Source organism: Clavibacter tessellarius (assembly GCF_001618005.1).
Taxonomy (GTDB): domain Bacteria; phylum Actinomycetota; class Actinomycetes; order Actinomycetales; family Microbacteriaceae; genus Clavibacter; species Clavibacter tessellarius_A.
Genome location: NZ_LQXA01000030.1, coordinates 1 through 25097 on the forward strand (window position 1 = coordinate 1; position 25097 = coordinate 25097).

Here is a 25097-nt window from a genome sequence, read left to right on the forward strand (position 1 = left end):
CCACGCCGGCGGGGGCCCGGCGCGGCACCGCGGCGACGAGACGGCGGCCGCGTTCCGCAGCGCCTTCCGCGCGCTCGGCGGCCTCGCCCTCGACGGGATGCGCGTCGCCGCCCGCGCGACCGACCTCGACACCGGGGAGGTCGTGCTCGCGGTCGACGACCACGTCGCGCTGCCCGCCGCGGGTCTCGGGCGCGTGCTCCTCCTCATCGAGCTGTCGGCGCGCATGACCGCGGGCGACCTCTCGCCGCTGCACCTGGTGGACCGCCTGCCGGAGGACGAGGGCGGCAGCGCGGGCCTCTGGCGGCACCTCGTGGTGCCGTCGCTGCCCGCGACCGACCTCGGGTCCCTCGTCGGCGCGACCGGCGATGCCGCGGCCACCAACGCGCTCCTCCGGCTCGTGGGCCTCGGCGCCGTGCGCGCCCGCGCGGAGTCGCTCGGCCTCCGGCGCACGGCCCTGCTCGACTTGGCGCGCGGATCCCGGGGGCCGGACGACGCGCCGCAGCTCTCCGTCGGATCCGCCCGCGAGCTCGCCTCGCTCTTCTCCTCGCTCGTGCACGGCGAGGTCGTGGACGAGGAGACGAGCACGCGCGTGGTGGGCTGGCTCGCGCTCAACACCGACCGCTCGCTCGTGGCGGCGTCCTTCGGGCTCGACCCGCTGGTCGAGCGCGGCGGCGAGCACGGGGTCGTGGTGGTCGACTGCACCGGGGTGGACGCGGGCGTGCGCGCCGAGGCGGGCGTGCTCCGCGGGCCGCGCGGCGCGGTCGCGTACGCCGTCATGGTGCACTTCGACGACGCCGACCTCCCGGCCCGGCTCGCGGTGCGCGACGCCCTCGGGATCGTCGGGCTCGACCTCCTGGAGCACGTGCACTGAGCCCGGCTCCCCGCGGCCGACGGACCCGGCGCCCACCGGCCGCGGATCCGCCCGGGCGTAGAGTCGGATGTCGCCCGCCACCCGCCCGGACGACGGAGGAGACCCCCGCATGACCGGCATGAACCCCGCCACCGCCAAGCGCCTCGCCCGCGACGACGTCGCGCCCGTGTACGCGGAGGTGGATGCGGCCATCGCGCGCGCCGAGATCCCCGGCACCCCGGAGTGGCAGGAGAAGGTCCGCGGCCGCATCGTCATGGTGCGCCACGGGCAGACCGAGTGGAGCGTCAACGGGCGCCACACCGGCACGACCGACATCCCCCTCACGGAGACGGGCGAGGAGCAGGCGCGCGCGGTCGGCGGCGTGCTGGCCGGCACCGACTTCGGGCTCGTGCTCGCGAGCCCCCGCTCCCGTGCGCAGCGCACGGCCGAGCTCATCGGCTACGGCGACCAGGCCGAGGTCGACGACCGGCTCGTCGAGTTCGACTACGGCGCGTACGAGGGCCGCACCACCGCCGACATCCAGTCCGAGCGCGGCCACTGGGATCTCTGGACCGACGGCGTCCCCGCGGGCGACACCCCCGGCGAGACGTCGCAGCAGGTCCGCGACCGCGTCCTCCAGGTGCTCGAGCGCGTGCTGCCCGTGCTCGAGTCCGGCCAGGACGTGCTGCTCGTCGCCCACGCGCACGTGATCCGCGCGCTCGCCGTCGCGTGGGTCGGCCTGCCCGCGGAGGCCGGCGGGATCCTCACCCTCTCCACCTCCACGCTCAGCGAGCTCGGCTTCGAGCACGGCCGCCACGCGATCATGCGCTGGAACTGCCCGGCCGACGGTTGGGCGCCGTCGCCCGTGGGCGGCAGCCGCTAGCCGCCGGCTCCCGCGTAGGATCGCCCCTCGTGGCACAGAAGAAGAAGCGCACCCGGCAGGCCCCCTCGAACTCCGCCCGAACCCGTCCGGGATCGCCCGCGGCGGCGCGCTCGGGGAACCCGGCGAAGGCCCCGAAGGCCACCGCGCGCGACTGGATCTCCGGCGCCCGCATCCGCACCCTCCCGCTCGCCGTCGCCCCCGTCGCGATCGGCGCCGGGGCCGCCCGCGCGCTCGGCCCGGACGAGGGCGTCTCCCTCGGCCTGGTGCTCCTCTGCCTCGCCGTCGCGGTGCTGCTGCAGATCGGCGTCAACTACGCCAACGACTACTCCGACGGCGTCCGCGGCACCGACGACGTGCGCGTCGGCCCCGCCCGCCTCACCGGATCCGGCGCCGCGAAGCCCCGCACCGTGCTCACCGTGGCGCTCGCGTTCTTCGGTCTCGCCGCGGTCGCGGGCCTCGCGATCGTGCTCATCACCGGCCATTGGTGGCTGCTCGCGGTCGGTGCGGTCGCCATCGTCGCGGCCTACTTCTACACGGGCGGCAAGCGCCCCTACGGCTACGCGGGCCTCGGCGACGTGGTGGTCTTCGTGTTCTTCGGCCTCGTCGCCACGGCGGGCACGCAGTTCATCCTCATCGGCATGATCACGGGCGAGGGCTGGCTGGGCGGCGTCGCGGCCGGCGGGTTCGCGGCGGCCGTGCTCATGGTCAACAACATCCGCGACATCGAGCAGGACGGGAAGGTGGGCAAGCGCACCCTCGCGGTGCGGCTCGGCCCGCGCGGCTCGCGGATCGTCTACTGCATCGAGATCGCGATCGCCTACGCGGTCGTGGCCTTCTTCTTCCTCTTCTACCCGAAGGCGCTGCTGGTGCTGTTCACGCTCGTGCTGGCGCTGCCGGCCGCGATCATCGCGTGCACCGGCCGCACCCCGAAGGAGCTGATCCTCTCGCTGCAGCTCACGAGCATGGCCGCCCTCACGTTCGGCCTCGGGCTCGGGGCGGCGTTCGCGTTCTGACGTCGGCCGCGCGGCGCGCGTCGGCCGCTACTGTCAGGGGTGATCGCTCTCCTCCTCGTGACCGGCGCCCTGCTCATCTGGGCCGTCACGCACCGTCGCCTGCGCCGCATCGCCGTCAGCGGTCCGCTGCTGATGGTCATCCTCGGCGCCGTCGCCGGCTGGTTCGTCGTCGGGGAGAGCGCCCTGTTCTTCGACTCCGACGCGGCGCTCGTCGTCGCGGAGGTGGTCCTCGCCCTCCTCCTGTTCGTGGACGCCATCGACGTGAAGGGCCCGCCGCACGCCGTCCTCAGCGCGATCCCCGTGCGCCTGCTCTTCATCGCCCTCCCGCTGTCGTTGGCCTGCATCCTCGCGGTCGGCATCGCGCTCCCGCTCGGCCTGTCGCTCCCCGTCATCCTGGCCATCGCCTGCATCGCCACGCCCGTCGACTTCGCGCCCGAGACCTCCATCGTCCGGGACGCGCGCATCCCCGCCCGGGTTCGGCGGTGGCTGAACATCGAGAGCGGATACAACGACGGACTCGTGACGCCCGTGCTGCTCGCCGCGCTCGCGCTCGTGAGCCAGACGTCCGCGCGTCCCGAGAGGGATGCCGTGGCCGCGTTCCTCGCCGCCGCACCCGCGGGTCTCATCGCGATCCTCGTCGGCGGGCTGGTGGGGGTGGGAGGCGGCCGGCTGTTCCGCGTCGCCCGCGCGAGGGGCTGGGCGGACTCGCAGAGCATCCGCATCGGGTTGCTCGCCCTCCCCATCCTGACCTTCGCGTTCGCGCACGAGGTGCACGGGAACGGCTTCGTGGCCGCCTTCGTCTGCGGCGTGGCCTTCCGCCTGGCGCGGGGTCGGGAGTGGGACGAGCACAGCGAGAAGCCGCTCGTGGAGGACGTCACGTCGTTCCTCACGCTCCTGCTGTGGTTCGCGTTCGGGATCGCCGCCCTGGTGCTGTCCAGCGGCGCCGTCGACTGGTGGCCCGCCCTGCTCCTCGCGCTGTTCGCCCTCACCGTCGGACGCTTCGTCCCGGTGATGGTCGCGCTCATCGGCACGCGCTCCACCCGACGCGACCGGATCTTCATGGCCCTGCTCGGCCCCCGCGGCGCCGCGTCCATCGTCTTCGGGCTCATCGCGTTCAACGCCCTCGGCGGGTCCGACGGCTACGACGTGCTCGCGGCGACCAGCTTCATCATCGTGGGGAGCCTGCTGCTCCACGGCATCGGCGGCCCGCTGCTCATCAGCCGGTTCTACGGCACCAGGGCGGAGGCGGAGGCGAGGGCCGCGCGGCCGGGGTGATCATCCCGGTGCCCCCCGGAGGCGGGTGGCGACTCTGCGCGGCGGACCGGCGTCAGCTGCGCTCGGCCTCGCCGTCGGCGCGCGGCTTCGCGGCGTCCACAGCGTCGGCGGCGCCCGCGGACTCGGCCGGGGAGGCCGGGGAGGCGGGCCCGCCGGCCCGGCGCTCGGCCGCGTCGATGGCGGCGTCTTCGCTGTCGTCGTCCTCGACGGGACGGCGGCGTCCGGCGGCGACGGCCGCGAGATCCGCCGCCATGGCCTCGCGCTGCGTGCGCAGGAAGATGTAGGACCCGCAGAACGACACCACCGCGCCGATGACCGCGGCCAGCGGCCACAGGTCGGCGTTCACCGCGACCACGAGGCCGAACGGGATCGCGAACATGAGCACGCGGAGGACGGTGTAGACGAGCCAGTAGCGACGGGAACTCACCGGGCCAGCATAGGTCGGGCGCCTGGGCGGGACCCCGGCCGGGCGCACAGCTCGCATGCCCTTCCCGCCCGCTGGACGCCCGGCATCCTCCCCGGTTGCGGAGCTACCATCGACAGATGCCCCGCCTGCTGATCGGTCTCGCCGTCGTGATCGTGTTCTTCACGGTCTTCGTCATCGTGGACACCGCGATGACGCCGCGGACCCGCATGCGCGGCCTCCCCAAGCCGGCGTGGATCGCCGTGGTCGTCCTCGTGCCCGTCATCGGCGGAATCCTCTGGCTCACCGTCGGCAAGGACCGCACCGACCTCGCCCGCTCCTCCGGGCGTCGCCTCGGCCCGGATGACGACCCCGACTTCCTCTCGAACCTCGGCCGCGCCCGCTCGGAGCAGGAGCGCATCCGCCGCCTCGAGCAGGAGCTCGCCGACCTCGACAGCGACGGCGCCGGTCCCGACGCCGACGGCCCCGCGTCCTCGGGCGGCACGGGCACGGCCCCGCGCCCGAGCCCCGACGGCGACGAGGACCGCGGCGCCCCCGGTCGCCGGGACTCCTGACCCGGTGACCGCCGCCGACTCCCTCCCCGTCCCGTCCGCCGTCGCCCCGCCCCGCACCGGCAACCCCTCCACCGACCGCGCGCTCGCGATGCTGCTGGCGCTCGTGCGCGAGGGCGTCACCGACGTGGTGCTCTGCCCCGGATCCCGCTCCCAGGCCCTCGCGCTCGTCGCCGCCGAGCTGGAGCGCGTCCACGGCGTCCGCCTGCACGTGCGCATCGACGAGCGCGCCGCCGCGTTCCTCGCGCTCGGCCTCGGCGTCGAGTCCGGCCGGCCCGCGCCCGTCATCACCACCTCCGGCACCGCCGTCGCGAACCTGCACCCGGCCGTCCTCGAGGGATGGCACTCGGGCGTCCCGATGCTCCTGCTCACGGCCGACCGGCCCGCCGAGCTCCGCGGCATCGCGAGCAACCAGACCACGCGGCAGCCGGGCATGTTCGGCGAGCGCGTCGCGTGCGTCGACGTGCCGGCGCCCGAGGGCACCGACGACGACCTCGCGGAGGACGCGCGCATCGCCCGCGACGCCTACCGTCGGGCGCGCGACGAGCGCACGCCCGTGCACGTGAACGCGGCGTTCCGGGATCCGCTCTCGGTCGCGGTGCCCGACCTCGCCGAGGCCACCGCGGAGGCGCGCGCCGCTGCCGCCGCCGCTGACGTAACCGCCGCTGCCGCCGCCGCTGACGCTGCCGCCTCCGCTGACGCTGCCGCCTCCGCTGACGCACCCGCGACCCCGCCTGCCGCCGACGTCCTCGACCTCCCGCACGGTCCGCGCACGCTCGTCGTCGCCGGTCACGCCGCGGGCGAGGCCGCCGAGGAGCTGGCGCGCGCCGGGGGATGGCCGCTCGCCGCGGAGATATCCAGCGGATCCCACTTCGGCCCGAACCTCGTCGTCTCCTTCCGCGAGCTGCTCGCCCGCCCCGGCTTCGGCGACCGCGTCGAACGCGTGATCGTGTTCGGCCACCCCACGCTCACGCGCGAGGTCCCGCTGCTCGTCGGGCGGGAGGGCGTCGAGGCGATCGTCGTCGGATCCACCGGCGGCGAGGACTACGACCCGCGCCACCGCGTCACCGCTCACCCCGCCGCCGTGCGCGTGGTCGGCGAGCCCGCGGATCCGGCCGAAGCCCGGCGCTGGCTCGGCACCTGGGTGCAGGAGAGCCGGGCGATCCTCGACGCGGCCACCGCCGCGGAGTCCACGCCGCGCGTCCCCTCCGGTACCACGCCCGCCGAGCGTCGCGACTTCGCGAAGGCCGAGCTCGCCGCCGTGCGCGCCGACGTCACCCGCCGCAGCCTGGTGCGCGCCGTCTGGCAGGCCACCTGGCCGCACGACCGGCTCGTGCTCGGGGCGTCGCGCCTCATCCGGGAGGCCGACCGCGCGCTCCCCGGCAAGCGCGTGCGCGTGCACGCCAACCGCGGGCTCGCGGGCATCGACGGAACCATCTCCACGGGCCTCGGCATCGCGCTCGCCTCGCAGGCCGGATCCGGCACGGCCGCCGCGGGCGTCACGCGCGTGCTCGTCGGCGACCTCACGCTCCTGCACGACGTCGGCTCGCTGCTCCTCGGCACGGGCGAGCGGGTGCCGCGCATTCAGGTCATCGTCGGCAACGACGGCGGCGGCACCATCTTCGACGGCCTCGAGGTGTCCCGCACGGCCGCTCCCGACGCCATCGATCGCGTCATGTTCACGCCGCAGCGCGTGGACCTCGCGGCCCTCGCCCGCGCCTACGGGTGGACGCACCTGCGTGCCGCCACACACGGGGAGCTCGAGGCGGCGCTCACGACGGCGTCGGATGCGCCGCTGCTCATCGAGGTGCCGCTGGTCCGGTAGCGGGTCGGCCAGGGTCCGCGACGCCTCGCCGGTACCGTCGGAGGGCGGGCGCCGACCCGCGCGATCGGGGGACGCATGCTGGGCATCGCGCTCGCGCTCGGATCCGCCGTCGCGCACACCGGCTGGAACGCGCTCAGCAAGACGGGCGCGGCCGGCGGCACGGCGTTCGTGTGGCTGTGCACCGTGATCGGCGCGCTGGTCGCGATCCCCGTCGCGGTCGTGATCGTGCTCGCGCAGGGGCTCGTCCCCGCGTGGTCGTGGCTCGGCGCCGGCGCGGTGGGCGCCGTCCTGCACGGCGGCTACAGCCTGGTGCTCCAGGCCGGCTACCGGCGCGCGGAGGTGAGCGTCGTGTACCCGGTGTCGCGCGGCCTCGCGCCCGTGCTGGTCGCGGTGCTCGGCGTGATCCTGTTCGGCCAGCGCCTCGGCCTCGCCTCGGGCCTCGGGGTGCTCCTCATCGCCGTCTCGGTGCTGCTGCTCCTCGGCGACGGACCCGGCCGGGGCCCCGGGGGAGGCGTCGGCTGGGGCGCGCTCACCGGCGTCGTCATCGCCGGGTACACGCTGTGGGACGCGGCCGTGGTCGTCAGCTGGGGCATCCCACCCGTGCCGTACTACGCGGTGGTCGCGGTGCTGCAGCTGGGCATGATCACCGTCGCCGCCCGGCGGCACCTCGGTCGTGCGGCGCTCCGCGACCGGCGCCGCCTCGGGCTGGCCGCGGCCGTCGGCGTGCTGATCCCGCTCTCCTACGTGCTCAGCCTCCTCGCGCTGGAGCACGCGCCCGTCGGCGAGGTCGCGGCGCTGCGGAGCACGAGCATCGTCCTGTCGGGGGTCGTCGCGTGGATCGCGATGGGTGAGCGGGTGAGCGTCCGCCGGCTCGCGTCGACCGCGCTCGCGACCGGTGCGGTCCTGCTGATCGCGGTGTCGGCGACCTGAGGCGGCCGGCTGGGCGGAGTCCGCGTCGCGCCGTCGGACGTCAGGCCGGGAGCGAGCCCCGCCACGTCCGCAGCGCCTCGCGCTCCGGATCCGTGAGGCCGGCGGCGGCGAAGAGCGCGTCGAGGTCGATCCCCGCCATCGCCTCGCGGAACGCCGCCTCGCTCGTGGTGCCGCGCTCGGCGAGGAAGTCCGCGATCGCGGGCTCCAGGTCCTGCTCGCCGGAGTTCGCCGACCGCTCCGGGCCCAGGCGGATCGTGGCCAGGTAGTCGTCGACGATGTCGTCCGGCTCGGCGTCCACCGCCAGGAGCAGCAGCAGGGCGACGAGGCCCGTGCGGTCGCGCCCGGCGCCGCAGTGGAAGAGGACGCCGCCGGCGGGGGCGTGCGCGATGGCCCGCAGCGCGGATCCGGCGCGCTCCGGCAGCGCGGCGAGGTGCGGCAGGTAGTAGAGCGGGGTGCCGACGAGGCCGGTGTCCCAGTAGGGCACCCAGAAGTCCGGGTGGTCGTCGAGGCCGTCGAGGTCGACGTGCACCACCTGGATCCACTCGGGCCGTGGACGCGAGTCGCGGGCGCGCTCGAGCGGCTGGCGGAGGTCGAGCACCGTGCGGAAGCCGAGCTCGCGCAGGCGCTCCCAACCGGCGTCGGTGATGAGGTCGGCGTCCTCGCAGCGGGCGAGGACGCCCGTGGGGGTCGTGCCGCCGGAGCGGAGGCGGATGCCGCCGAGGTCGCGGGCGTTCACGAGGCCGTCGATCGGGAGGGTGCGGTCGGATGCGGTCATCGGGCGAGTCGACCACGGGGACCGGCCGCGTCGCGTCTGACGAGCGAGTGATCCTCGTCGATCCGGCGGCGGACCCCTCCTAGCCCAGCGCCTCCACGACCGGCCGGAACTTCATCGCCGTCTCGGCGCGCTCGCGCTCGGGGTCGGATCCCGCGACGATGCCCGCGCCCGCGTGCGCGACGATGCCGCCTGACGGATCCACCTGCGCGCCCCGCAGCGCGATGGCCCACTCGCCGTCGCCGTCCGCCGCGACCCAGCCGACCGGCCCGGCGTAGCGCCCGCGGTCGAAGGGCTCGAGCTCGGCGATCAGCTCCAGCGAGGCGGCCGTGGGGTGCCCGGCGACCGCGGCGGTCGGGTGCAGGGCGCCGACGAGGTCGAGCGACGAGGATCCGTCGCCCAGCGTGCCCGTGACGTCGCTCGCCAGATGCCACAGGTTCGGCAGCTTGAGCGTGAAGGGCGCGTCGGTGGTGGAGAGGTCGCGGCTGTGCGGGCGGAGCGCGTCGAGGACGCTGTCGCGCGCGAACGCGTGCTCCTCGTTGTCCTTGGGGGAGGCGGCGAGGCCCGCGGCCGCGGCGGCGTCGGCCCGGGCGTCCGCGCCGCGCGACACCGTGCCGGCGAGGACGCGCGCCCCGACCGTGCCGCGGCCCACGCGCACGAGCGTCTCGGGGCTCGCGCCGATGAGGCCGTCGACCGCGTAGGTCCAGCAGTCGGGGTAGCCGAGCGCGAAGCGGCTGAGCGCGAGGCGGAGGTCGCCGCCGAGGGGGAGGCGGCCCACGAGGTCGCGCGCGAGCACGACCTTCTGCACCTCGCCCGTCCCGATGGTGGCGACGGCGCTCGCGACGGCTCGCTCGTAGTCGTCGGGACCCATGGATCCGGGCCGCAGGTGCAGGCGGTACTCGGCGCCGGAGCGCTCGGGCACGGGGACGGAACCCGCGGCGAGGCCGTCGAGCGGGGAGGCGACGTCGCCGTCCTCCTGCTCGGCCAGCCGGATCCGCGTGACCCACGACACCCCGTCGCGCCGGCCGACGACCACGCGCGGCACCACGAGCACGCTGGCCGCCGCGGAGTCGTCCGCGAACGCGAAGGCGCCGAACGCGATGAGGCCGGTGCCGGGGATCCCGAGCGGATCCGTCACGGTCGCGGCGGCGGCCACCTCGCGCCACGCGGCGGCGGCGTCGCGCACGCGGTCGGGCCCCGTGAACTCGAGCCGGAGCGCCTCGCCGATGCCGCCCATCCCGGATCCGTGCCGCAGCCACAGGAGCGGGTGCCGGGCGTCGAGGAGGGGGACGAGCCGGGCGATGGAGTCGACGGGGGTGGTGTCGACGAGGAGCGCTCGGACGCGGGTGGCGGTCACGGATGCCAGCCTACCGCCGGGGATCCGGGCCTCCCCGGGGAGCCGGCGCCCCCGTCGGCGACCCCTCGCGACCCCCGCCGCCCCCGACCCCTGTTCGGCCCCTGGGCATCCGGCCGCCGCCCACCGCGTGCCCAGCGCGCCCGAATAGACTGAACGGGTGATGCGCGCAGACCTCAGCAAGAAGCCCGGCCAGGTGTCGGTGATGTTCGACGAGGTGTCGAGCGCGTACGACCGCACGAACACCCTCCTCTCGGTCGGCAACGACCAGCTCTGGCGGGTCGCCACCACGCGGGCCGTCGCGCCCGTCGCGGGCGAGCGGATCCTCGACCTCGCCGCGGGCACCGGCACCTCGAGCGCCGCGCTCGCCGCGTCCGGCGCCCACGTCGTCGCCGCCGACTTCTCCGAGGGCATGCTCGAGGTCGGTCGCCGCCGCCACGCGGGGAACCCGCGCATCGAGTTCGTCCACGCGGACGCCACCGGCCTCCCCTTCGACGACGACTCCTTCGATGCCGTCACCATCTCCTTCGGCCTCCGCAACGTCGTCGAGCCGAAGAAGGGCCTCGACGAGCTGCTCCGCGTGCTCAAGCCCGGCGGCCGCATCGTCATCTGCGAGTTCAGCACCCCGCCCGTGCCGCTCGTCCGCCGCGGCTACGACCTCTACATGAAGGCCGTCGCGCCCTCGCTCGTGAAGCTCGTGAGCTCCAACGCCAGCGCGTACGAGTACCTCAACGAGTCGATCCAGGCCTGGCCCGACCAGGAGACGCTGAGCTCGTGGCTGCGCTCGGCTGGATTCTCGTCGGTCGAGCACCGTAACCTCACAGCGGGGATCGTCGCGCTGCACCGCGGCGTCAAGCCCGTCGGCCGCCACGCCGCGGCTCCCCGGCCCGCCGCGTCCTGACCGGCGCGTGACCCACCACAGACAAGGTCGCCCATCATGAGTCCGAGCATCCCGCTCGCCCGCCGCGGCACCTCCGTCGCCTCCCATGCCAGCCTCACCGAGCGCCTCTTCGCGTCGTCGGGCGACCGCCGCATGGCCCGCAGCATCGACGACGGCCTCGCCCTCGTCGAGGAGCAGCTCCTCCGCGAGGTCCGCTTCGCCGACGACGTGGCCGACGTCACCACGCGCTACCTGCTCGACGCGGGCGGCAAGCGCGTGCGCCCGATGCTCGCCCTCCTCATCGCCCAGCTCGGCGAGGGCAACACGCAGCAGGTGGTGGACGCGGCGGTCGCCATCGAGATCACCCACCTCGCGTCGCTGTACCACGACGACGTCATGGACGAGGCCGACATGCGCCGCGGCGTCCCGAGCGCGCAGGCCGTGTGGGGCAACTCCATCGCCATCCTCGCGGGCGACCTGCTCTTCGCGCGCGCCAGCAAGATCGTCGCCGACCTGGGGCCGCGCGCCATCCGCCTCCAGGCCGCCACCTTCGAGCGGCTCGTGCTCGGCCAGCTGCACGAGACCATCGGCCCGCGCGAGGGCCAGGACCCCATCGAGCACTACCTCGACGTCCTGGCCGACAAGACCGGCTCCCTCATCGCGTGCGCCGCGCAGATGGGCGTCATCTACTCGGGCGCGGATCCCGAGCTCGAGTCGGCCGTCGTCGCGTTCGGCGAGCGCACGGGCGTGGCCTTCCAGCTCGTCGACGACGTGCTCGACCTCGCCGACCAGCCCGAGGAGACCGGCAAGCTCGCCGGCACCGACCTGCGCGCGGGCGTCTCGACGCTGCCGCTGCTCTACCTGACCCGCCTCGCTGCCACCGACCCGGACGCCGCGGCGCTGCTCGCCCGCATCCAGCGCGACGTGGAGCACGAGGAGACGCCCGAGACCGAGGCCGACCTCACCGCCGCCATCGCCGAGCTCCGCGACCACGAGGTCACGGCGCGCACCATCGCGGAGGCCCACCGCTGGGCCGCCGAGGCGGTCGACGCGCTCGCGCCCCTCCCGGAGGGCCCGGTCAAGAAGGCGCTCACGCGCTTCGCCGACACCATCGTCGAGCGCACGCGCTAGCTGCCGCTCGTCCCCGCCGGCTCTCGCGGGGATCCGCATCACCACGCCCCGACGGCCGGCACGGGACGACGACGAACGAAGAGGACACCAGTGACCAAGCTGAGGCTGGCCATCGTGGGCGCAGGGCCCGCGGGCATCTACGCGGCCGACATCATCCTGAAGGCCGAGAAGCAGTTCGACGTCTCCATCGACCTCTTCGAGCGGCTCCCCGCGCCCTACGGCCTGGTCCGCTACGGCGTCGCGCCCGACCACCCGCGCATCAAGGGCATCATCGGCGCGCTGCGCGACGTGCTCGACCGCGGCGACATCCGCATCTTCGGCAACGTCGACTACGGCCGCGACATCACGCTGGAGGACCTGCAGAAGCACTACAACGCGGTCATCTTCTCCACGGGCGCGATCCGCGACGCCGAGCTCGACATCCCCGGCATCGACCTGCCGGGCTCGTACGGCGCGGCCGACTTCGTGAACTGGTTCGACGGCCACCCGGACTTCCCGCGCGACTGGCCGCTCGAGGCCCGGGAGGTCGCCGTCATAGGCAACGGCAACGTGGCGCTCGACGTGGCGCGCATGCTGTCGAAGCACGCGGACGACCTGCTGCCCACCGAGATCCCCGACAACGTCTACGCCGGCCTCAAGCGCTCGCCCGTCACCGACGTGCACGTCTTCGGCCGCCGCGGACCGGCGCAGGTGAAGTTCACGCCGCTCGAGCTCCGCGAGCTCGGCGAGGTGCCCGACGTCGACGTGATCGTCTACGACGAGGACTTCGGCGTGGATCCCGCCGCCGAGGAGGCCGCGAAGACCAACAAGCAGGTCATGGTCATCAGCCGCGTGCTGGAGAAGTGGCGCACGCGCGAGACCGGATCCGCGTCCCGCCGCCTGCACCTGCACTTCTACTCGCGCCCCGCGGAGGTGCTCGCGTCCGACGACGCCGAGCCCCGCGTCGCGGCCTTGCGCATCGAGCGCACCCGGCCCGACGGTACGGGCGGTGTCGAGGGCACGGGCGAGTTCCGCGACGTGCCCGTGCAGGCGGTCTACCGCGCGGTCGGCTACTTCGGCTCGCCCGTCGACGGGATCCCGTTCGACGAGCGCCGCGGCGTCATCCCGAACCACGAGGGCCAGGTGCTCGACCTCGACAACGCGCGCATCCCGGGCGTCTACGCCACGGGCTGGATCAAGCGCGGCCCCATCGGCCTCATCGGGCACACCAAGTCCGACGCCATGGAGACCGTCTCGCACGTGCTCAACGACCAGGGCGACTGGTGGACCCCCGAGGCGCCCGAGGAGCAGGCGATCGTCGACCTCCTCGCGGAGCGCGGCATCGACTACACCGACCTCTCCGGCTGGCACGCGCTCGACGAGCACGAGATCGCCCTCGGCGCCCCGCACGGGCGCGCGCGCATCAAGGTGGTCGAGCGCGCGGAGATGCTGGAGGCGTCCCGGTCGCAGCGGTCCGCCTGATCCGCCTCCCCTGATCGACGCCGACGGGCGCCCGCGGTCCTCCCGCGGGCGCCCGTCCGTCGTCCGTCCCCAGGTCGCGGGCCGCGAGCCCGGGCTGCGCGGGGGAGCCCCTAGGGTCGCCGCGTGATCCCCGCCCCCGCGTTCCTCGTCGCGGCCGGCAGCGCGGGCGCTGTCGTGGGCGCCGTGTCCCCGCGCCTCGCCCGCGTCGCCCTCGCCGGCGGGCGCCGCGCGGACGGCCTCGAGGCCCGCCCGCTCCATCCGCTCCCCGGCCTCGGACGCACCGCCGCGGTCGTGGCGGCGCTCGTCACGGGGATCCTCGCGGCCCTCGTGCTCGCGGAGACCCCGCCCGCGCGCCTCCCGCCCGCGCTGCTGCTCGTGGCCGTCGGCCCCGTGCTCGTGCTCGCCGACCTCGCCGCCCACCGTCTGCCGGACCGGGCCACGGCTCCCGCGGCGGTGGCGGCGTCGGCCCTGGCGCTCGTCATGGGCGGATCCGGGCTCCTGCTGCAGGCGGTCGGATGCGGAGCCGCCGCCGTCGTCGTGCTCGCGCTCCTGCAGGCCGCGACCGCCGGCGGCCTCGGCTCGGGCGACGTGAAGCTCGCGGGCGTCCTGGGTCTTGCGCTCGGGCAGCTGGGGCTCGCGCACGTCGCCCTGGGCCTCGCGGTGGGCACGCTCCTCGGCGGCGTCGCCGCGCTCGCCCTCCTGGTCGGGGGCCGCGCGCGGGCGTCGACGGCCGTCCCGTTCGGCCCGTGGCTCGTGCTCGGCGCGCTCCTGGTGGCCGGCGCGCCCACTACGCTCGCGTGAGCGTGCGACGACCCCGGCCGATGATCGTCTGTGCGTGGATCCCCTCGCGCTACGAGAGGCGTACGGTGGAGGAAGTGTCCAAGACCCCGGCATCGACGTACTGACGATCCAGAGGAAATGACATGGCACAGAGATCGCTCGCACTCCTGGAAGACGAGACGGGAGTCCTCCTGGCGGCCGCCTCGCGCGCGGTGGTCTCGCTCTACCGGCCGCTCCTGCAGCCGCTCAACCTCACGCATCCCCAGTACCTGGTGCTCCTGGCGCTCGACATGGAGGAGCCGCAGGCCGTCGTCGACCTCGCGGAGAAGCTGCACCTCACGCCCGGCACGCTCTCGCCGCTGCTGAAGCGCCTCGAGGTCTTCGGCTACGTCACCCGCTTCCGCGACACGACCGACGAGCGCCGCCTCTCGGTCGGCCTCACCGACGCCGGGCGCGACATGCTCCCCGTCATCTGGCGGGTCGGCGACCAGGTCCGCCGCGACATCGCGGGTGACGACGCCGACGGCGCGTCGGGTGACTCGCAGCTGCACGCGCTCCTGCAGGCCGTGCTCGAACGTGCCATCGCGCACGAGCAGGCGGATCCGCGGGCCGACAGCACCGCGACCGCGGACGACTGACCCCGGCGCGACCGGCCCTCGCGGGTGCGGCGCCCTCGGCGGCTACTGCACGCCCGAGGTCAGCCGCGCGAGGTTGTCGAGCACGGTGCTGAAGCGCGTGCGCCTGCTCCACTCGTCGAGGGTCAGCTCGCGGCTGCGTGCCCGGTAGCCGTCCTCGACGCGGCGCATCTCGCGCACGAACCCGGGGCCGCGCACCATCAGCGACACCTCCATGTTGAGGCTGAACGACCGCATGTCCATGTTGCTGGAGCCGATGACGGCCACGTCGTCGTCGATCGTGAAGTGCTTGCTGTGCAGGATGTAGGGCGCCCGGTACATCCAGATGCGCACGCCCGCGTTGAGCAGCTCCTCGTAGTACGAGCGCTGCGCGTGGTAGACGACGGGCTGGTCGCCGATCTCGCTCACGAACAGCTCCACCGAGAGCCCGCGCTGCACGGCGGTCGTGATGGCGTACCGCATCGAGTCGTCGGGCACGAAGTACGGCGACGTGATGACGATGCGCTCCTGCGCGTAGTAGAGCAGCGCGTTGAACAGGCGCAGGTTGTTCTCGCCGGGGAACCCGGGGCCCGACGGCACCACCTGGCAGTCGAGCTCCTCGTCGCCCCCCGTCGCGGCGATCTCGATGGGCTCGGTCTCGCGCACGAGGAGCTGGTCGGTCTCCGCGTACCAGTCGGTGATGAAGATCGCGTTGAGGCCGCTCACGATGGGGCCCTCGAGCCGGGTCATGAGGTCCTGCCACTTGAGGCCGCGCTTGCGGTTGACGACCTTGTTGTAGCTGCGGTGCACCATGTTCTGCGAGCCCATGAAGCCCACGCGGCCGTCGACCACGAGCACCTTGCGGTGGTTGCGCAGGTCGGGCCGCTGGTACCGCCCGCGGAGCGGCTGCACGGGGAGCATCAGGTGCCAGAGGGCACCGATCTCCGTGAGCTTGCGCGTGGTGCGCCGGTAGCCGGGCGAGCGCAGCGACGCGATGTGGTCGAGGAGCACGCGCACGGTCACGCCGCGCTGCACGGCCCGCTCCATCGCGTCGAAGAACGGGGCGCTCGTGACGTCCCACGCGAGGATGTAGAACTCGACGTGCACGTACCGCGTGGCCTTCTCGACCTCCGCGGTCATGGCGGCGATGGACTCGTCGTAGTGGCTGTAGAGCTTCGCCCGGTTGCCGCCGACGAGCGGCATCGACCCCAGGGTGAGGTTGAGCTCCACGACGGAGTCGAGCCACGACGGCCAGGAGTGCTCGCGGGTGACCCGCTCGATGCCCTCGGTCGACTCGACGATGAACCGGTTGATCTCCTGCTGCTTCTCGCGCCGCCGCTTGGGCAGCCGCGTGGATCCGATGAGCAGGAACAGGAAGATGCCGAGGTACGGCAGGAAGAAGATGGCCATCAGCCACGCCATCGCGGTGGACGGCCGGCGGTTGCGCGGGATCACCAGCAGCGCGGTGACGCGCACGATGAAGTCGACGACGACCGCGAGCCCCGCGAGGACGAGGGTGGTCATCGAGGGATCCATCAGGCGGAGTCTAACCGGCGGGAGCGCTCCGCCGACGGGCCCGGCGCGCGGCGGACGCGGCCGGCTCGGGCGACCGGCGGCCGCCCGCGGGCACGCGGATCAGCGGAAGTTGACGAACTGCAGGTCGAGATCCACGTCGGCGCCCTTCAGCAGCGCGATGGTCTGCTGCAGCTCGTCGCGGCTCTTGCTCGAGACGCGGAGCTCGTCGCCCTCGACGCGGCTCTTGATGCCCTTGGGGCCCTCGTCGCGGATGATCTTGCCGAGCTTCTTCGCGTTCGCCTGGTCGATGCCCTGCTTGAGGGTGACCTCGATCCGGTACTCCTTGCCGGAGGCGAAGGGCTCGCCCTCCTCCAGGCTCTTGAGGCCGATGCCGCGCTTGATCATCTTCGACTGCAGCACGTCGAGGATCGCCTTCACGCGCTCCTCGCTGGAGGCCTTCATGAGGATGGTGTCACCGCTCCACTCGATGGAGGCGCCCACGTTCTTGAAGTCGTAGCGCTGCTCCACCTCCTTCTGGGTCTGGTGGACGGCGTTGTCCGCCTCCATGCGGTCGACCTTGCTGACGACGTCGAACGAGCTGTCCACGATGGACTCCTTCCGTTGGCTGTGTCGAGGGTAACGGCAGGAGGCCGGAGTCGCGACGCGGAGCGTCGAGCGGCTCTGCGAGGTGAATCGCCGCGCTCGCGGAACGTGGATACCCGGCCGGGCGGAGGCATCGGATTCGGACCGACTGCGTGATGTCGGTGCGGGAACGGCTATTCCTGCGCCTCGGGAAGCTGTCCCATCCGGGAATTCCGGGCCCCAAGGAAAAAGAGGGGGGCGAGGTATTCAGGTGCGTGCATCCGGACATCCACGCCGTGTGTGGATATCTCGCCCCCACGCCCCGCCACCGCCTTTACCGTGCACACAGGACGCATCAGGAGGGGTTCACATTGAGGATTGCGATCAGGGGTCCGGGTTTCGGGGGAGCTGCGGGGTGATGGACATAGAGGCCATCGCGTCCACCGCCCGAAGTGGAGCATTCGGATATGGGGGAGTCCGCCGCCGGGGAGCCCGGCGCGGTGCCGACGAGCATCGTCGGGGCCCGGCGCCCCGGGCTTCCGGCAGGGTCCTCACGTTCCCGCCTCGGCTCCGTGGATATGGGACCGTTCCCGTGTCGAACCACTCGGACGCAGCCCCAGCCGGCGCCCGACATTCATGTGCGAGTGGCACCGTCTCGGGAGTCGGCTGCCCATGGAATGCCGACACCGAAGACGCCGATCCGAGTCGGTGGCTCCTGGCCGCCCAGAGCAGCGCCAGCGGCTCGATGTCAGGCGATTCCGGTGGGTCGGTGTTCAGCGACCCGGACGCTGACGGTGCGAATCCGAACGGAGTCACTGCGTACGCAATCATCTCGGCCCGAGACATGGACGACGTCCACGAGCTCCATCACGTCGATGTGTCGCGGATCCGCCCATGTCCGGCGCCGACAGAGCCGCGTCCGTGGCGTGTGCGGCACGGCACGGTCATGCCGCACCGATGCGTCCCACCTCGAAGAGAACCTGCGCATCACGCGCGATCACGCACAGGAACAAGGAGTTTCACATGAGAAGTCGAACAGTCGGGAAGTGGACCCTCGCCGGCGCCGCGGGCGTCATCATCGTGAGCGCCCTCTCGGTGGGGGTGGCGCATGCCGGTGAGGAGAAGGGGCCCTCGACCGGCGATGAGGGGGCGGGGTCGACGCCCGCCGGTGATCAGTCCGCGGAGCTCGTGGTGGAGCAGCCGGATCCGTCGTCGTCGGACACGCCCTCGGACGACGGGACGTCGTCGCCCGACGCGTTCGCCCTCTCGCTGCCCGGAGACGGGACGGACGACGTCGTCGATCCGGCCACGGTCCCCGGGGGCATCTTCCACGGCTCAGGGGCTGCGGTGGTCTCCACCCGTGTCGACGACACCGTGCTCTCCGGCTTCAGCGAGGACACCGGCATGCAGGTGCTGACGCGTGTGCCGTCGGCGGATTCGGCGAGGGAGTACCGCTTCTCCGTCAACATCCCGGACGGCTTCCACGCTGTGGTCCGCGACGACGGCTCCGTCGCGGTGGAGGACGCGGACGACCAGGTGGGGACGCGGTTCCTCGTTCCGGAGGCCGTGGATGCGAACGGTGCGGCGGTCGACGCGGTCCTCCGCGTGGACGGTTCGGACATCATCGAGTCCGTGGCTCCGGCGCCGGATGCCGCGTTCCCCGTCGTCTCCAGCCTCGAGCAGTCGATGGACGGCGATGCCGAATAGAGCGGCTGGACAGCGATCGCGTGTTCGGGGGCACCCAGTCGCTCTTCCGACGGACGGACCACCACGAAGCCGGGCTCTGCACGGCGGGGTTCGTGATGGCCGAGAGGGGTCTCCGGGCGCATGCCAGCCCGACGGAGCGGGTGCCCATCCGGCACACCCGCGGTCCCTCCGCGACCTCCCTGCCACACGACACGCACATTCATCGCACGACCACACCCAGACAGGAGTCCCCCATGCCACGACCATCGATCGCGACGACGACCAGCGCAGGTGCCGCTGGCGCCCTCATCACGGGAGCCGACCTATGAGACGCCTCGGCCTCTGGGGCCGGTTGTCCTCCGCCCTGGTCATCCTCGCGCTGGTCTCGGGGCTCGGCATGGTGGGCGCGGATCGAGCCTCGGCGACCGAGCCGGAGCGTCTGAACGGCGACCGCATCGTCGGCGGCACGCAGCTGCAGGTCCTCAACGCGAGCTCTCGACAGACGAAGAGCTGCACGGCGGGGTTCGTCCTGACGAAGCGGGGGCTCCGGGCGAACGCCACCCCCTACGAACGGGCCACGCGGTACGTGACCACCACCGCGCACTGCGGCGATCGCTATGACCGGGTCGACGTCAACGGCCACCTGGTCGGGGAGGTCTCGTGGGTGTCGAACGCCTACGACATGATGATCGTCACCGTGCCCCCCAAGGCCGTGCCCATGCGGCATCACACCGGGTCGGGTTCCCACACCGTGTACTACATCAACTACCACTACGAGCCGCGTGCCTTCAGTGCCGTGCTCACCTATTCGCAGCGCCTCCGCGCCGTCGGCGCCGTCCCCGTCCTGCAACTGGCGGAGGAGATGCCCGCGAACGTGAACTGGGCCTGTCACAGCGGGGCGACCACGGACTACAGCTGTCTCTGGTCGAAGTACGGGAATCCCGGGGCGTACTTGAGGACGCTGCGGAACTCCCTCAGCGGAGCCGCCCCCGGCGACTCCGGCGCTCCCATCTTCAGCGACCCGAACGCCGACGGCGCGGACACCGCAGGCGTCACGGTCTACGGGATCCTCCACGGCGGGATGCAGGAATCCCAGCCCCATTACGACTCGAGGGTCATGTACTACGTGCCTCTGACGGGATTCATCTCGGAGATGCAGTACACGTACGCATTGGCCCCTTCGTCGTGACGGTCGGCGACGGTGCGGATCGCCGCTCGGCGACGCCGGTGACGCCGGGGAACAGCTAGGCGCCCGTCGTCAGCCCCGGTCGCGCCCGTCGAGGCCGGATCCACCGCACCGCCGTCGTCCGCCGTGCGCGTGTCTCGGCGATGCGGCGGCGGCCCGGGCCGGGATTTCGGTTCCCGGGCCGACGCCCGCTATCATCGACGAGCGTCTCCGGTCCGTGATCACACAGGTCGGGTGCGCATGGCGAGTTACCCTAGCGGCCAAAGGGATCTGACTGTAAATCAGACGGCTCAGCCTTCGGGGGTTCGAATCCCTCACTCGCCACCGCACGGAACGGCCCCGCTCGCGCGGGGCCGTTCGTCTGCCCCGCCGCATCCGTCGGGGCCCGCCCGCGCGGGCAGCGTCGCCCGCGCGCCCGACGACCTGGATCCACCACCGATGTTCCCCGCCGCCCCCGGCCCCTCGACGCGTGCCCTCGGCACCTCCGGAGTCGTCGTCTCCACCCTCGGCCTCGGCACGAGCGGCTTCGGCTGGACCGCCGACCGCGACGAGGCGTGGGCGATCCTCGACGCCTACCGCGAGGAGGGCGGCACGTTCGTCGACACCGCCTCGTCCTACTCGCAGTGGGTGCCCGGGCACGCGGGCGGTGAGTCGGAGGCGATCATCGGCGGCTGGCTGGCCGCGCGCGGCTGCCGCGACGAGGTCGTCGTCGGCACCAAGGTCGGCAAGAGCCGGGACGCGCCGGGCACGTCCGCCGCGTCCGTGCGTCGCGGGGTCGACGCGTCGCTGCGACGCCTCCGGACGGACCACGTCGACGTCGTGCACGCGCACCTCGACGACACCCGCACCCCGCTCGAGGAGACCGTCGCCGCGCTGTCCGACCTCGTGAAGGACGGCAAGGCGCGGCTCGTCGGCGTCTCGGGCTTCACCCCCGAGCGACTGGAGCAGGCCCTCGCGCTGGCGCACGCATCCGGCGCCGTGCCCGTCGGCGTGGTGCAGGAGGAGTACAGCCTGCTGACCCGCGACCGCGCGGAGGGCCGGATGCAGGCCGTCGTCCGCCAGGAGGGCGTCGGCCTCGTCGCGCACAGCGTGCTCGCGAAGGGCTTCCTCACGGGCAAGTACCTGCCGGGCGCGCCCGCGGTGCCGTCCGCCCGCGCGCTCGACGCCGAGCAGTACATGACGCCGAGCGGGCACGCCACGGTGCGGGCCGCCGAGGAGGTCGCCCGGCTCCGCGGCGTCACCGTCGCCCAGGTCGCCATCGCGTGGGTGCTCGGGCGGCGCGGGGTGGCGAGCGCGCTCGTGGGCGCGCGGACGGCGCGGCAGATCCGGCAGCTGATGCCCGCCGGGCAGCTCGTGCTCGACGACGAGGAGGTGTCGCGCCTCGCGTCGGCGGCCGCGCGCGCGGCGCGGGACGACATCGCCTGATCCCAGGGGCCACGGAGGGGCGCCCCCTATTTTGGGGCGCCCACCGTCCCGACATCGAGGAGATCTGTCATGCCCCGAGACCGGCCCCACGGCGCGTACGTCGCCGCCCTGCTCGTCCTGACCGCCGCCACCGGAGCCATCGACGGCGTCAGCTACCTCGCCCTCGACCGCGTGTTCACCGGCAACATGACGGGCAACGTCATCTTCATCGGCTTCGGCCTGGTGGGCGTCGCCGGCGTCCCCGTGCTCAACAACCTGGTCGCGCTGCTCGCCTTCATGGCCGGCGCGGTGCTCGCGGCTCGCATCACCTGCCGCGCGCCCGCGGACCTGCGCCTGCCGAGGTCCGCCGTCTGGATCCTCGTCACGGGCACCGCGCTCACCTTCGCGCTCGCGGGGGTGTGGTTCGCGGTCGGCACGCTCGACAAGGGCGTGATGATCGTCATCACCGGGCTGTTCTCGCTGCTGCTCGGCGCGCAGGCGGCCGCCGTGAAGAGAATCGGCCTGCCCGACCTCTCCACCGTGGTCGTGACGATGACCGCCGTGAGCCTGTCGGCGGACAGCCGCATCGCCGGCGGCTCGGGCGCTGCGTGGGCCCGCCGCTTCGGCGCGATCGCGAGCATGGCCATCGGCGCGTTGGTCTCCGCGCTCATCACCACGCGCATCGGCGCCCCGTGGGCGCTGCTCGTGGCGGGCGCGCTCATGGCCACGGGGGTCGGGATGCTGGTGAACGCGCGCCGACTCGACCGGAAGCACGTGCGGGAGGGCGCCGCAGGCGCGTGACGCCCGACACGGCCCGCATAGGGTGAGGGGATCCGCCGCCCGAACGCCGAGGAGATCCGCCCGTGTCCCGTCCCTGGCCCGAGGGCTCCTACATCGCCGCGCTGCTCGTGATGACCACCGCGACCGGCGCCATCGACGGCGTGAGCTACCTCGCGCTCGACCGCGTCTTCACCGGCAACATGACCGGCAACGTCCTCTTCATCGGGTTCGGCCTGGTGGGCGTCGCCGGCATCCCCGTCCTCAACAACCTCGTCGCGCTCGTGGCCTTCATGCTCGGGGCGGTGATCGCGTCCCGCATCACGCGGCGCGCGCCGACCGACGTGCACCTGCCGCGCTCGTCCGTCGGGATCCTCGTCACCGGCACCCTGCTCACCCTCGCGCTCGCCGTGGTCTGGCTCGTGGTCGGCGCGCTCGACACGGGCGTGATGATCGCGATCACGGGCTTCCTCGCGCTGCTCCTCGGCGCGCAGGCGGCGGCCGTGAAGAGCATCGGCCTCCGCGACCTCTCCACCGTCGTCGTGACCATGACGATGGTGAACCTCTCCTCCGACAGCCGCGTGGCCGGCGGAACGGGCGCCGCGTGGGCCCGCCGCATCGGCGCGATCGTCTGCATGGGGCTCGGCGCGCTCGTGGCCGCGCTCATCACCACGCACGTCGGCGGCGCGTGGGCGCTGCTGGCGGCGGGCGGCCTGATGGTGCTGGGCGTCGCCCTGCTGTGGAACGCGCGGCGCGTGGAGCGGAAGCGGCTCGACGAGGGCGGGACGGCGACCCCGGCGGTCGACGAGCGCACGGGCGTCGCCCCCGCCTGATCAGCTCCCCGGGGTCCGCCGTCCGTCCCGCGGTCCCGCCCCTGAGCGCTCGGCGCGGTGACCCGCGCCCCTCTGGCAGGGTGGATCCATGACCTCCCCCGGCGACGCCGCGCTCCTGACCATCGCCCGCGACATCGCGACCCGCGCCGGGGAGCTCGCGCTCCGCCGCCGCCGCGAGGGCGTCGAGGTGGCCGAGTCGAAGTCGAGCCCCGAGGACATCGTCACGCACACCGACCGCGAGACCGAGGACCTCATCCGGCAGGCGCTCCGGGACGTGCGCCCCGACGACGGCTTCCTCGGCGAGGAGTCCGAGGGCACCTCCGGCACGTCGGGCCTCACCTGGGTCGTCGACCCGATCGACGGCACCGTCAACTTCCTCTACGGCATCCCCGCGTGGGCCGTGAGCGTCGCCGTGGTCGAGGGCGAGGCGGATCCGCTCACCTGGACCGCGCGCGCCGGCTGCGTCGTGAACCCCACCCTCGGCGAGGTCTACACGGCGACCGCCGGCGGCGGCGCCGAGCTCGACGGGCGCGCCATCGCGGTCAACGCGGGCGTCCCCCTGTCGCTGGCGCTCGTCGGCACCGGCTTCTCCTACGGCGCCTCGACGCGGATCCGGCAGGGCCGCGTGATCACCGACCTCCTCGGCGAGGTGCGTGACATCCGCCGCATCGGCGCCGCGTCGCTCGACCTCTGCAACGTGGCCGCGGGCCGCACCGACGCCTACTTCGAGCGCGGCCTCAAGCCGTGGGACCACGCTGCGGGCGCGCTCATCGCCGCGGAGGCGGGTGCGCGGGTGACCGGGATCGGCGGCGGTCCCGCCTCCGCCGAGCTGCTGATCGCGGCGGATCCGGACCTCGCGCGCGCCCTCGAGGAGCGGCTGGATGGGCCGGACGCCTAGCCCCCCGAGGCCCGCGCGCGCATCCCCCGGGTGGCGTGAATCCCTCCCAGCGGTTAGCCTTTACCGATCCGTTACATCGCGACCGGGTTCGATCCGGTCGCACGCGCACGCCCCGACCCCCGTCGACCGGCCCGCGCAGCACACTGTCCCTCGCACTAGGAGCTCCACGATCCTGTCCGTCCTCCGCGCCTCGCGTGCCCCCCAGTCCTCCGTCCGGCGGCTCTCGTGCTGACCCCTGACGAGACCGCAGGGGTCGTCTACCCGACGCGACGCGAGCGACGCGAGGCCGAGCGCCGAGCGGCGGAGGCGGCGCTCGCCCCTCGGGCGGATGCGCAGGACGCACCCCAGCCCGAGCCGACGCCCGCCGCCACCGAGGCCCCCGCCGCTCCCCGCATCGCCCCCGTCGCCGTCGAGGCCCCCGCCGCGCCGACCACGCACCTCCCCGCGGACGCCGAGCCCGCCGCTGTCGCCGCCTCCGCCGACGACGTGCCGCTCGCGACCCGCGCCCGTCGGATCCGCAGCGCCGCGTCCGCCGCGTCAGACGCGCGCCGCTCCTCCTTCGTGCACGCGAAGCGCGCGAGCGTCCCCTCCGCCGCGCCGCACGTCCGGGTCCGAGGCCGCCGCGTCCCCGCCTCCTCGCGTCCCGCCCTCGCGGCGCCGTCGCCCGAGTCCACCGCCGGCCGCCGCCGCTCGAACGCCTCGCGCGGCCTCACGCTCCTGACCATGGCGTTCGTCGCCACGGTCACCATCGCCACGTCGCTGCCGTCGTCCGCGTTCCTCACCGGCCAGGACATGGCGCAGGCGAACGTGGTCACGGATGCGCCGGGCACCGCGGTCCCCAGCCAGAGCATCGCGCTCTCCTCCGCCCCCGAGGCCGTCGTCGTCGGCGGCACCGACGACGCGTTCACGGCCACGACGCCGCAGCAGATCATGCTGGCGCAGACGTCCACGGGCGCCGGCGCCTTCACGAACGACATCAACGGCACGATCCAATGGCCCTTCGCGGCCGGCGTGCCCATCAGCGGAGTCTTCGGCAAGCGCATCGCGCCCTGCTCCAACGGCTGCTCGAGCAACCACCAGGGCGTCGACTTCGCCCCCGGCATGGGCGCGCCCATCCAGGCGATCGCCGACGGCGTCGTGCGCGAGTCCGTCAACAGCGACACGGGCCTCGGCGTGCACCTCGTCATCGACCACGTCATCGAGGGTCAGCTCGTCACGAGCGTCTACGGCCACATGCTGCCGGGCTCCATGCGCGTGCAGGCGGGCGATCCCGTGAAGGTCGGCCAGCAGATCGGCCAGGTCGGCAACACGGGCGCGTCCACCGGCCCGCACCTCCACCTCGAGGTCCGCATGGCGGACGGCACCGCGGTGGATCCCTTCGCCTGGCTCAAGGAGCACGCGAACTAGCGCATCCCGCGCGGCCGACCGCCGCGTCCGTCGCACGATGACGCCCCCTCCGCCTGCAGGCGCGAG

Annotated in this window: 24 protein-coding genes and 1 tRNA gene; 20 read left to right on the top strand and 5 right to left on the bottom strand. The window is 73.7% G+C overall.

Annotated features, from left to right (window positions below; translation table 11 throughout):
* From AWH51_RS07590 to AWH51_RS07605, 4 genes are all read left to right on the top strand, one after another.
* The coding region (locus AWH51_RS07590) for a serine hydrolase (protein ID WP_063071497.1) at positions 1-871 on the top strand (871 nt) is incomplete at its 5' end.
* Between the two features lie 109 nt (positions 872-980).
* On the top strand, positions 981-1733 hold the full coding sequence (locus AWH51_RS07595) for a histidine phosphatase family protein (RefSeq protein ID WP_063071498.1): 753 nt from the start codon (positions 981-983) through the stop codon (positions 1731-1733).
* 29 nt (positions 1734-1762) lie between these two features.
* A complete protein-coding gene (locus AWH51_RS07600) occupies positions 1763-2746 on the top strand; it encodes a 1,4-dihydroxy-2-naphthoate polyprenyltransferase (RefSeq protein WP_063071499.1) in 984 nt (327 codons plus the stop codon).
* Between the two features lie 39 nt (positions 2747-2785).
* A complete protein-coding gene (locus AWH51_RS07605; RefSeq protein ID WP_063071500.1) occupies positions 2786-4021 on the top strand; it encodes a cation:proton antiporter in 1236 nt (411 codons plus the stop codon).
* Between the two features lie 52 nt (positions 4022-4073).
* On the opposite strand, the gene AWH51_RS07610 is transcribed toward AWH51_RS07605, so the two are convergent.
* Positions 4074-4448: a DUF4229 domain-containing protein gene (locus tag AWH51_RS07610; RefSeq protein WP_063071501.1), complete on the bottom strand. Its 375-nt coding sequence runs from the start codon at positions 4446-4448 to the stop codon at positions 4074-4076.
* Positions 4449-4564: 116 nt separating this feature from the next.
* Here AWH51_RS07610 and AWH51_RS07615 point away from each other — a divergent pair, with 116 nt between their 5' ends.
* The 3 genes from AWH51_RS07615 to AWH51_RS07625 all read left to right on the top strand — a co-directional run bounded on the left by AWH51_RS07615 (position 4565) and on the right by AWH51_RS07625 (position 7751).
* Positions 4565-4999: a PLD nuclease N-terminal domain-containing protein gene (locus AWH51_RS07615; protein ID WP_063071502.1), complete on the top strand. Its 435-nt coding sequence runs from the start codon at positions 4565-4567 to the stop codon at positions 4997-4999.
* Positions 5000-5003: 4 nt separating this feature from the next.
* Complete coding sequence (gene menD, locus AWH51_RS07620; protein WP_063071503.1) at positions 5004-6821, top strand: 2-succinyl-5-enolpyruvyl-6-hydroxy-3-cyclohexene-1-carboxylic-acid synthase; 1818 nt, start codon at positions 5004-5006, stop codon at positions 6819-6821.
* A 75-nt stretch (positions 6822-6896) separates the two neighbouring features.
* Positions 6897-7751, top strand: coding sequence for a DMT family transporter (locus AWH51_RS07625; RefSeq protein WP_063071504.1), 855 nt, complete (start codon positions 6897-6899; stop codon positions 7749-7751).
* 40 nt (positions 7752-7791) lie between these two features.
* Here the strand turns inward: AWH51_RS07625 and AWH51_RS07630 are convergent, their stop codons facing one another.
* Both AWH51_RS07630 and AWH51_RS07635 read right to left on the bottom strand, forming a co-directional pair.
* A complete protein-coding gene (locus AWH51_RS07630) occupies positions 7792-8526 on the bottom strand; it encodes a tyrosine-protein phosphatase (protein ID WP_063071505.1) in 735 nt (244 codons plus the stop codon).
* A gap of 79 nt (positions 8527-8605) precedes the next feature.
* On the bottom strand, positions 8606-9880 hold the full coding sequence (locus AWH51_RS07635; RefSeq protein ID WP_063071506.1) for an isochorismate synthase: 1275 nt from the start codon (positions 9878-9880) through the stop codon (positions 8606-8608).
* 160 nt (positions 9881-10040) lie between these two features.
* Here AWH51_RS07635 and ubiE point away from each other — a divergent pair, with 160 nt between their 5' ends.
* The 5 genes from ubiE (at position 10041) to AWH51_RS07660 (ending at position 14767) form a co-directional block, all read left to right on the top strand.
* Positions 10041-10778 carry a bifunctional demethylmenaquinone methyltransferase/2-methoxy-6-polyprenyl-1,4-benzoquinol methylase UbiE gene (gene ubiE, locus AWH51_RS07640; protein ID WP_063071507.1) on the top strand — a complete coding sequence of 246 codons (738 nt, stop codon included), beginning with the start codon at positions 10041-10043 and terminating at the stop codon, positions 10776-10778.
* 36 nt (positions 10779-10814) lie between these two features.
* Positions 10815-11888, top strand: coding sequence for a polyprenyl synthetase family protein (locus AWH51_RS07645; protein WP_063071508.1), 1074 nt, complete (start codon positions 10815-10817; stop codon positions 11886-11888).
* A 90-nt stretch (positions 11889-11978) separates the two neighbouring features.
* Positions 11979-13349, top strand: a complete 1371-nt coding sequence (locus AWH51_RS07650; protein ID WP_063071509.1) for an FAD-dependent oxidoreductase — start codon at positions 11979-11981, stop codon at positions 13347-13349.
* A 123-nt stretch (positions 13350-13472) separates the two neighbouring features.
* Positions 13473-14150, top strand: a complete 678-nt coding sequence (locus AWH51_RS07655; RefSeq protein ID WP_063071510.1) for a prepilin peptidase — start codon at positions 13473-13475, stop codon at positions 14148-14150.
* A 122-nt stretch (positions 14151-14272) separates the two neighbouring features.
* Positions 14273-14767 carry a MarR family winged helix-turn-helix transcriptional regulator gene (locus tag AWH51_RS07660; protein WP_063071511.1) on the top strand — a complete coding sequence of 165 codons (495 nt, stop codon included), beginning with the start codon at positions 14273-14275 and terminating at the stop codon, positions 14765-14767.
* A 42-nt stretch (positions 14768-14809) separates the two neighbouring features.
* Here AWH51_RS07660 and cls read toward each other — a convergent pair whose 3' ends face one another.
* A complete protein-coding gene (gene cls, locus AWH51_RS07665; protein WP_063071512.1) occupies positions 14810-16279 on the bottom strand; it encodes a cardiolipin synthase in 1470 nt (489 codons plus the stop codon).
* A 99-nt stretch (positions 16280-16378) separates the two neighbouring features.
* Positions 16379-16867, bottom strand: coding sequence for a YajQ family cyclic di-GMP-binding protein (locus tag AWH51_RS07670; RefSeq protein ID WP_063071513.1), 489 nt, complete (start codon positions 16865-16867; stop codon positions 16379-16381).
* An 867-nt stretch (positions 16868-17734) separates the two neighbouring features.
* On the opposite strand from AWH51_RS07670, the gene AWH51_RS07675 reads away from it, so the two are divergent.
* From AWH51_RS07675 to AWH51_RS07710, 8 genes are all read left to right on the top strand, one after another.
* Positions 17735-18547 (top strand): hypothetical protein, encoded by an 813-nt coding sequence (locus AWH51_RS07675; protein ID WP_175345486.1) that lies wholly within the window; start codon positions 17735-17737, stop codon positions 18545-18547.
* A gap of 304 nt (positions 18548-18851) precedes the next feature.
* A complete protein-coding gene (locus AWH51_RS07680) occupies positions 18852-19715 on the top strand; it encodes a hypothetical protein (RefSeq protein WP_063071515.1) in 864 nt (287 codons plus the stop codon).
* Between the two features lie 239 nt (positions 19716-19954).
* Positions 19955-20036, top strand: a tRNA-Tyr gene (locus tag AWH51_RS07685).
* A 114-nt stretch (positions 20037-20150) separates the two neighbouring features.
* Positions 20151-21137, top strand: a complete 987-nt coding sequence (locus AWH51_RS07690) for an aldo/keto reductase (RefSeq protein WP_063071516.1) — start codon at positions 20151-20153, stop codon at positions 21135-21137.
* Between the two features lie 69 nt (positions 21138-21206).
* Positions 21207-21917: a YoaK family protein gene (locus AWH51_RS07695; protein WP_063071517.1), complete on the top strand. Its 711-nt coding sequence runs from the start codon at positions 21207-21209 to the stop codon at positions 21915-21917.
* 62 nt (positions 21918-21979) lie between these two features.
* Entirely contained in the window at positions 21980-22726 is a 747-nt protein-coding gene (locus tag AWH51_RS07700; RefSeq protein WP_063071518.1) for a YoaK family protein, read from the top strand.
* An 88-nt stretch (positions 22727-22814) separates the two neighbouring features.
* On the top strand, positions 22815-23624 hold the full coding sequence (locus AWH51_RS07705; RefSeq protein ID WP_063071519.1) for an inositol monophosphatase family protein: 810 nt from the start codon (positions 22815-22817) through the stop codon (positions 23622-23624).
* A gap of 225 nt (positions 23625-23849) precedes the next feature.
* The gene (locus tag AWH51_RS07710) at positions 23850-25031 is read left to right on the top strand and encodes a M23 family metallopeptidase (protein ID WP_063071520.1); all 1182 of its coding nucleotides are present in this window, start codon (positions 23850-23852) and stop codon (positions 25029-25031) included.
* Positions 25032-25097 lie beyond the last annotated feature (66 nt).

What these genes read in the sequence shown, in the direction of transcription:
- AWH51_RS07595 (WP_063071498.1), top strand. Translation starts at nt 981, where the DNA reads ATGACCGGCATGAACCCCGCCACCGCCAAGCGCCTCGCCCGCGACGAC.
- AWH51_RS07615 (WP_063071502.1), top strand. Translation starts at nt 4,565, where the DNA reads ATGCCCCGCCTGCTGATCGGTCTCGCCGTCGTGATCGTGTTCTTCACG.
- AWH51_RS07625 (WP_063071504.1), top strand. Translation starts at nt 6,897, where the DNA reads ATGCTGGGCATCGCGCTCGCGCTCGGATCCGCCGTCGCGCACACCGGC.
- AWH51_RS07630 (WP_063071505.1), bottom strand. Translation starts at nt 8,526, where the DNA reads ATGACCGCATCCGACCGCACCCTCCCGATCGACGGCCTCGTGAACGCC.
- ubiE (WP_063071507.1), top strand. Translation starts at nt 10,041, where the DNA reads ATGCGCGCAGACCTCAGCAAGAAGCCCGGCCAGGTGTCGGTGATGTTC.
- AWH51_RS07645 (WP_063071508.1), top strand. Translation starts at nt 10,815, where the DNA reads ATGAGTCCGAGCATCCCGCTCGCCCGCCGCGGCACCTCCGTCGCCTCC.
- AWH51_RS07660 (WP_063071511.1), top strand. Translation starts at nt 14,273, where the DNA reads ATGGCACAGAGATCGCTCGCACTCCTGGAAGACGAGACGGGAGTCCTC.
- cls (WP_063071512.1), bottom strand. Translation starts at nt 16,279, where the DNA reads ATGGATCCCTCGATGACCACCCTCGTCCTCGCGGGGCTCGCGGTCGTC.
- AWH51_RS07675 (WP_175345486.1), top strand. Translation starts at nt 17,735, where the DNA reads ATGTCCGGCGCCGACAGAGCCGCGTCCGTGGCGTGTGCGGCACGGCAC.
- AWH51_RS07680 (WP_063071515.1), top strand. Translation starts at nt 18,852, where the DNA reads ATGAGACGCCTCGGCCTCTGGGGCCGGTTGTCCTCCGCCCTGGTCATC.
- AWH51_RS07690 (WP_063071516.1), top strand. Translation starts at nt 20,151, where the DNA reads ATGTTCCCCGCCGCCCCCGGCCCCTCGACGCGTGCCCTCGGCACCTCC.
- AWH51_RS07695 (WP_063071517.1), top strand. Translation starts at nt 21,207, where the DNA reads ATGCCCCGAGACCGGCCCCACGGCGCGTACGTCGCCGCCCTGCTCGTC.
- AWH51_RS07705 (WP_063071519.1), top strand. Translation starts at nt 22,815, where the DNA reads ATGACCTCCCCCGGCGACGCCGCGCTCCTGACCATCGCCCGCGACATC.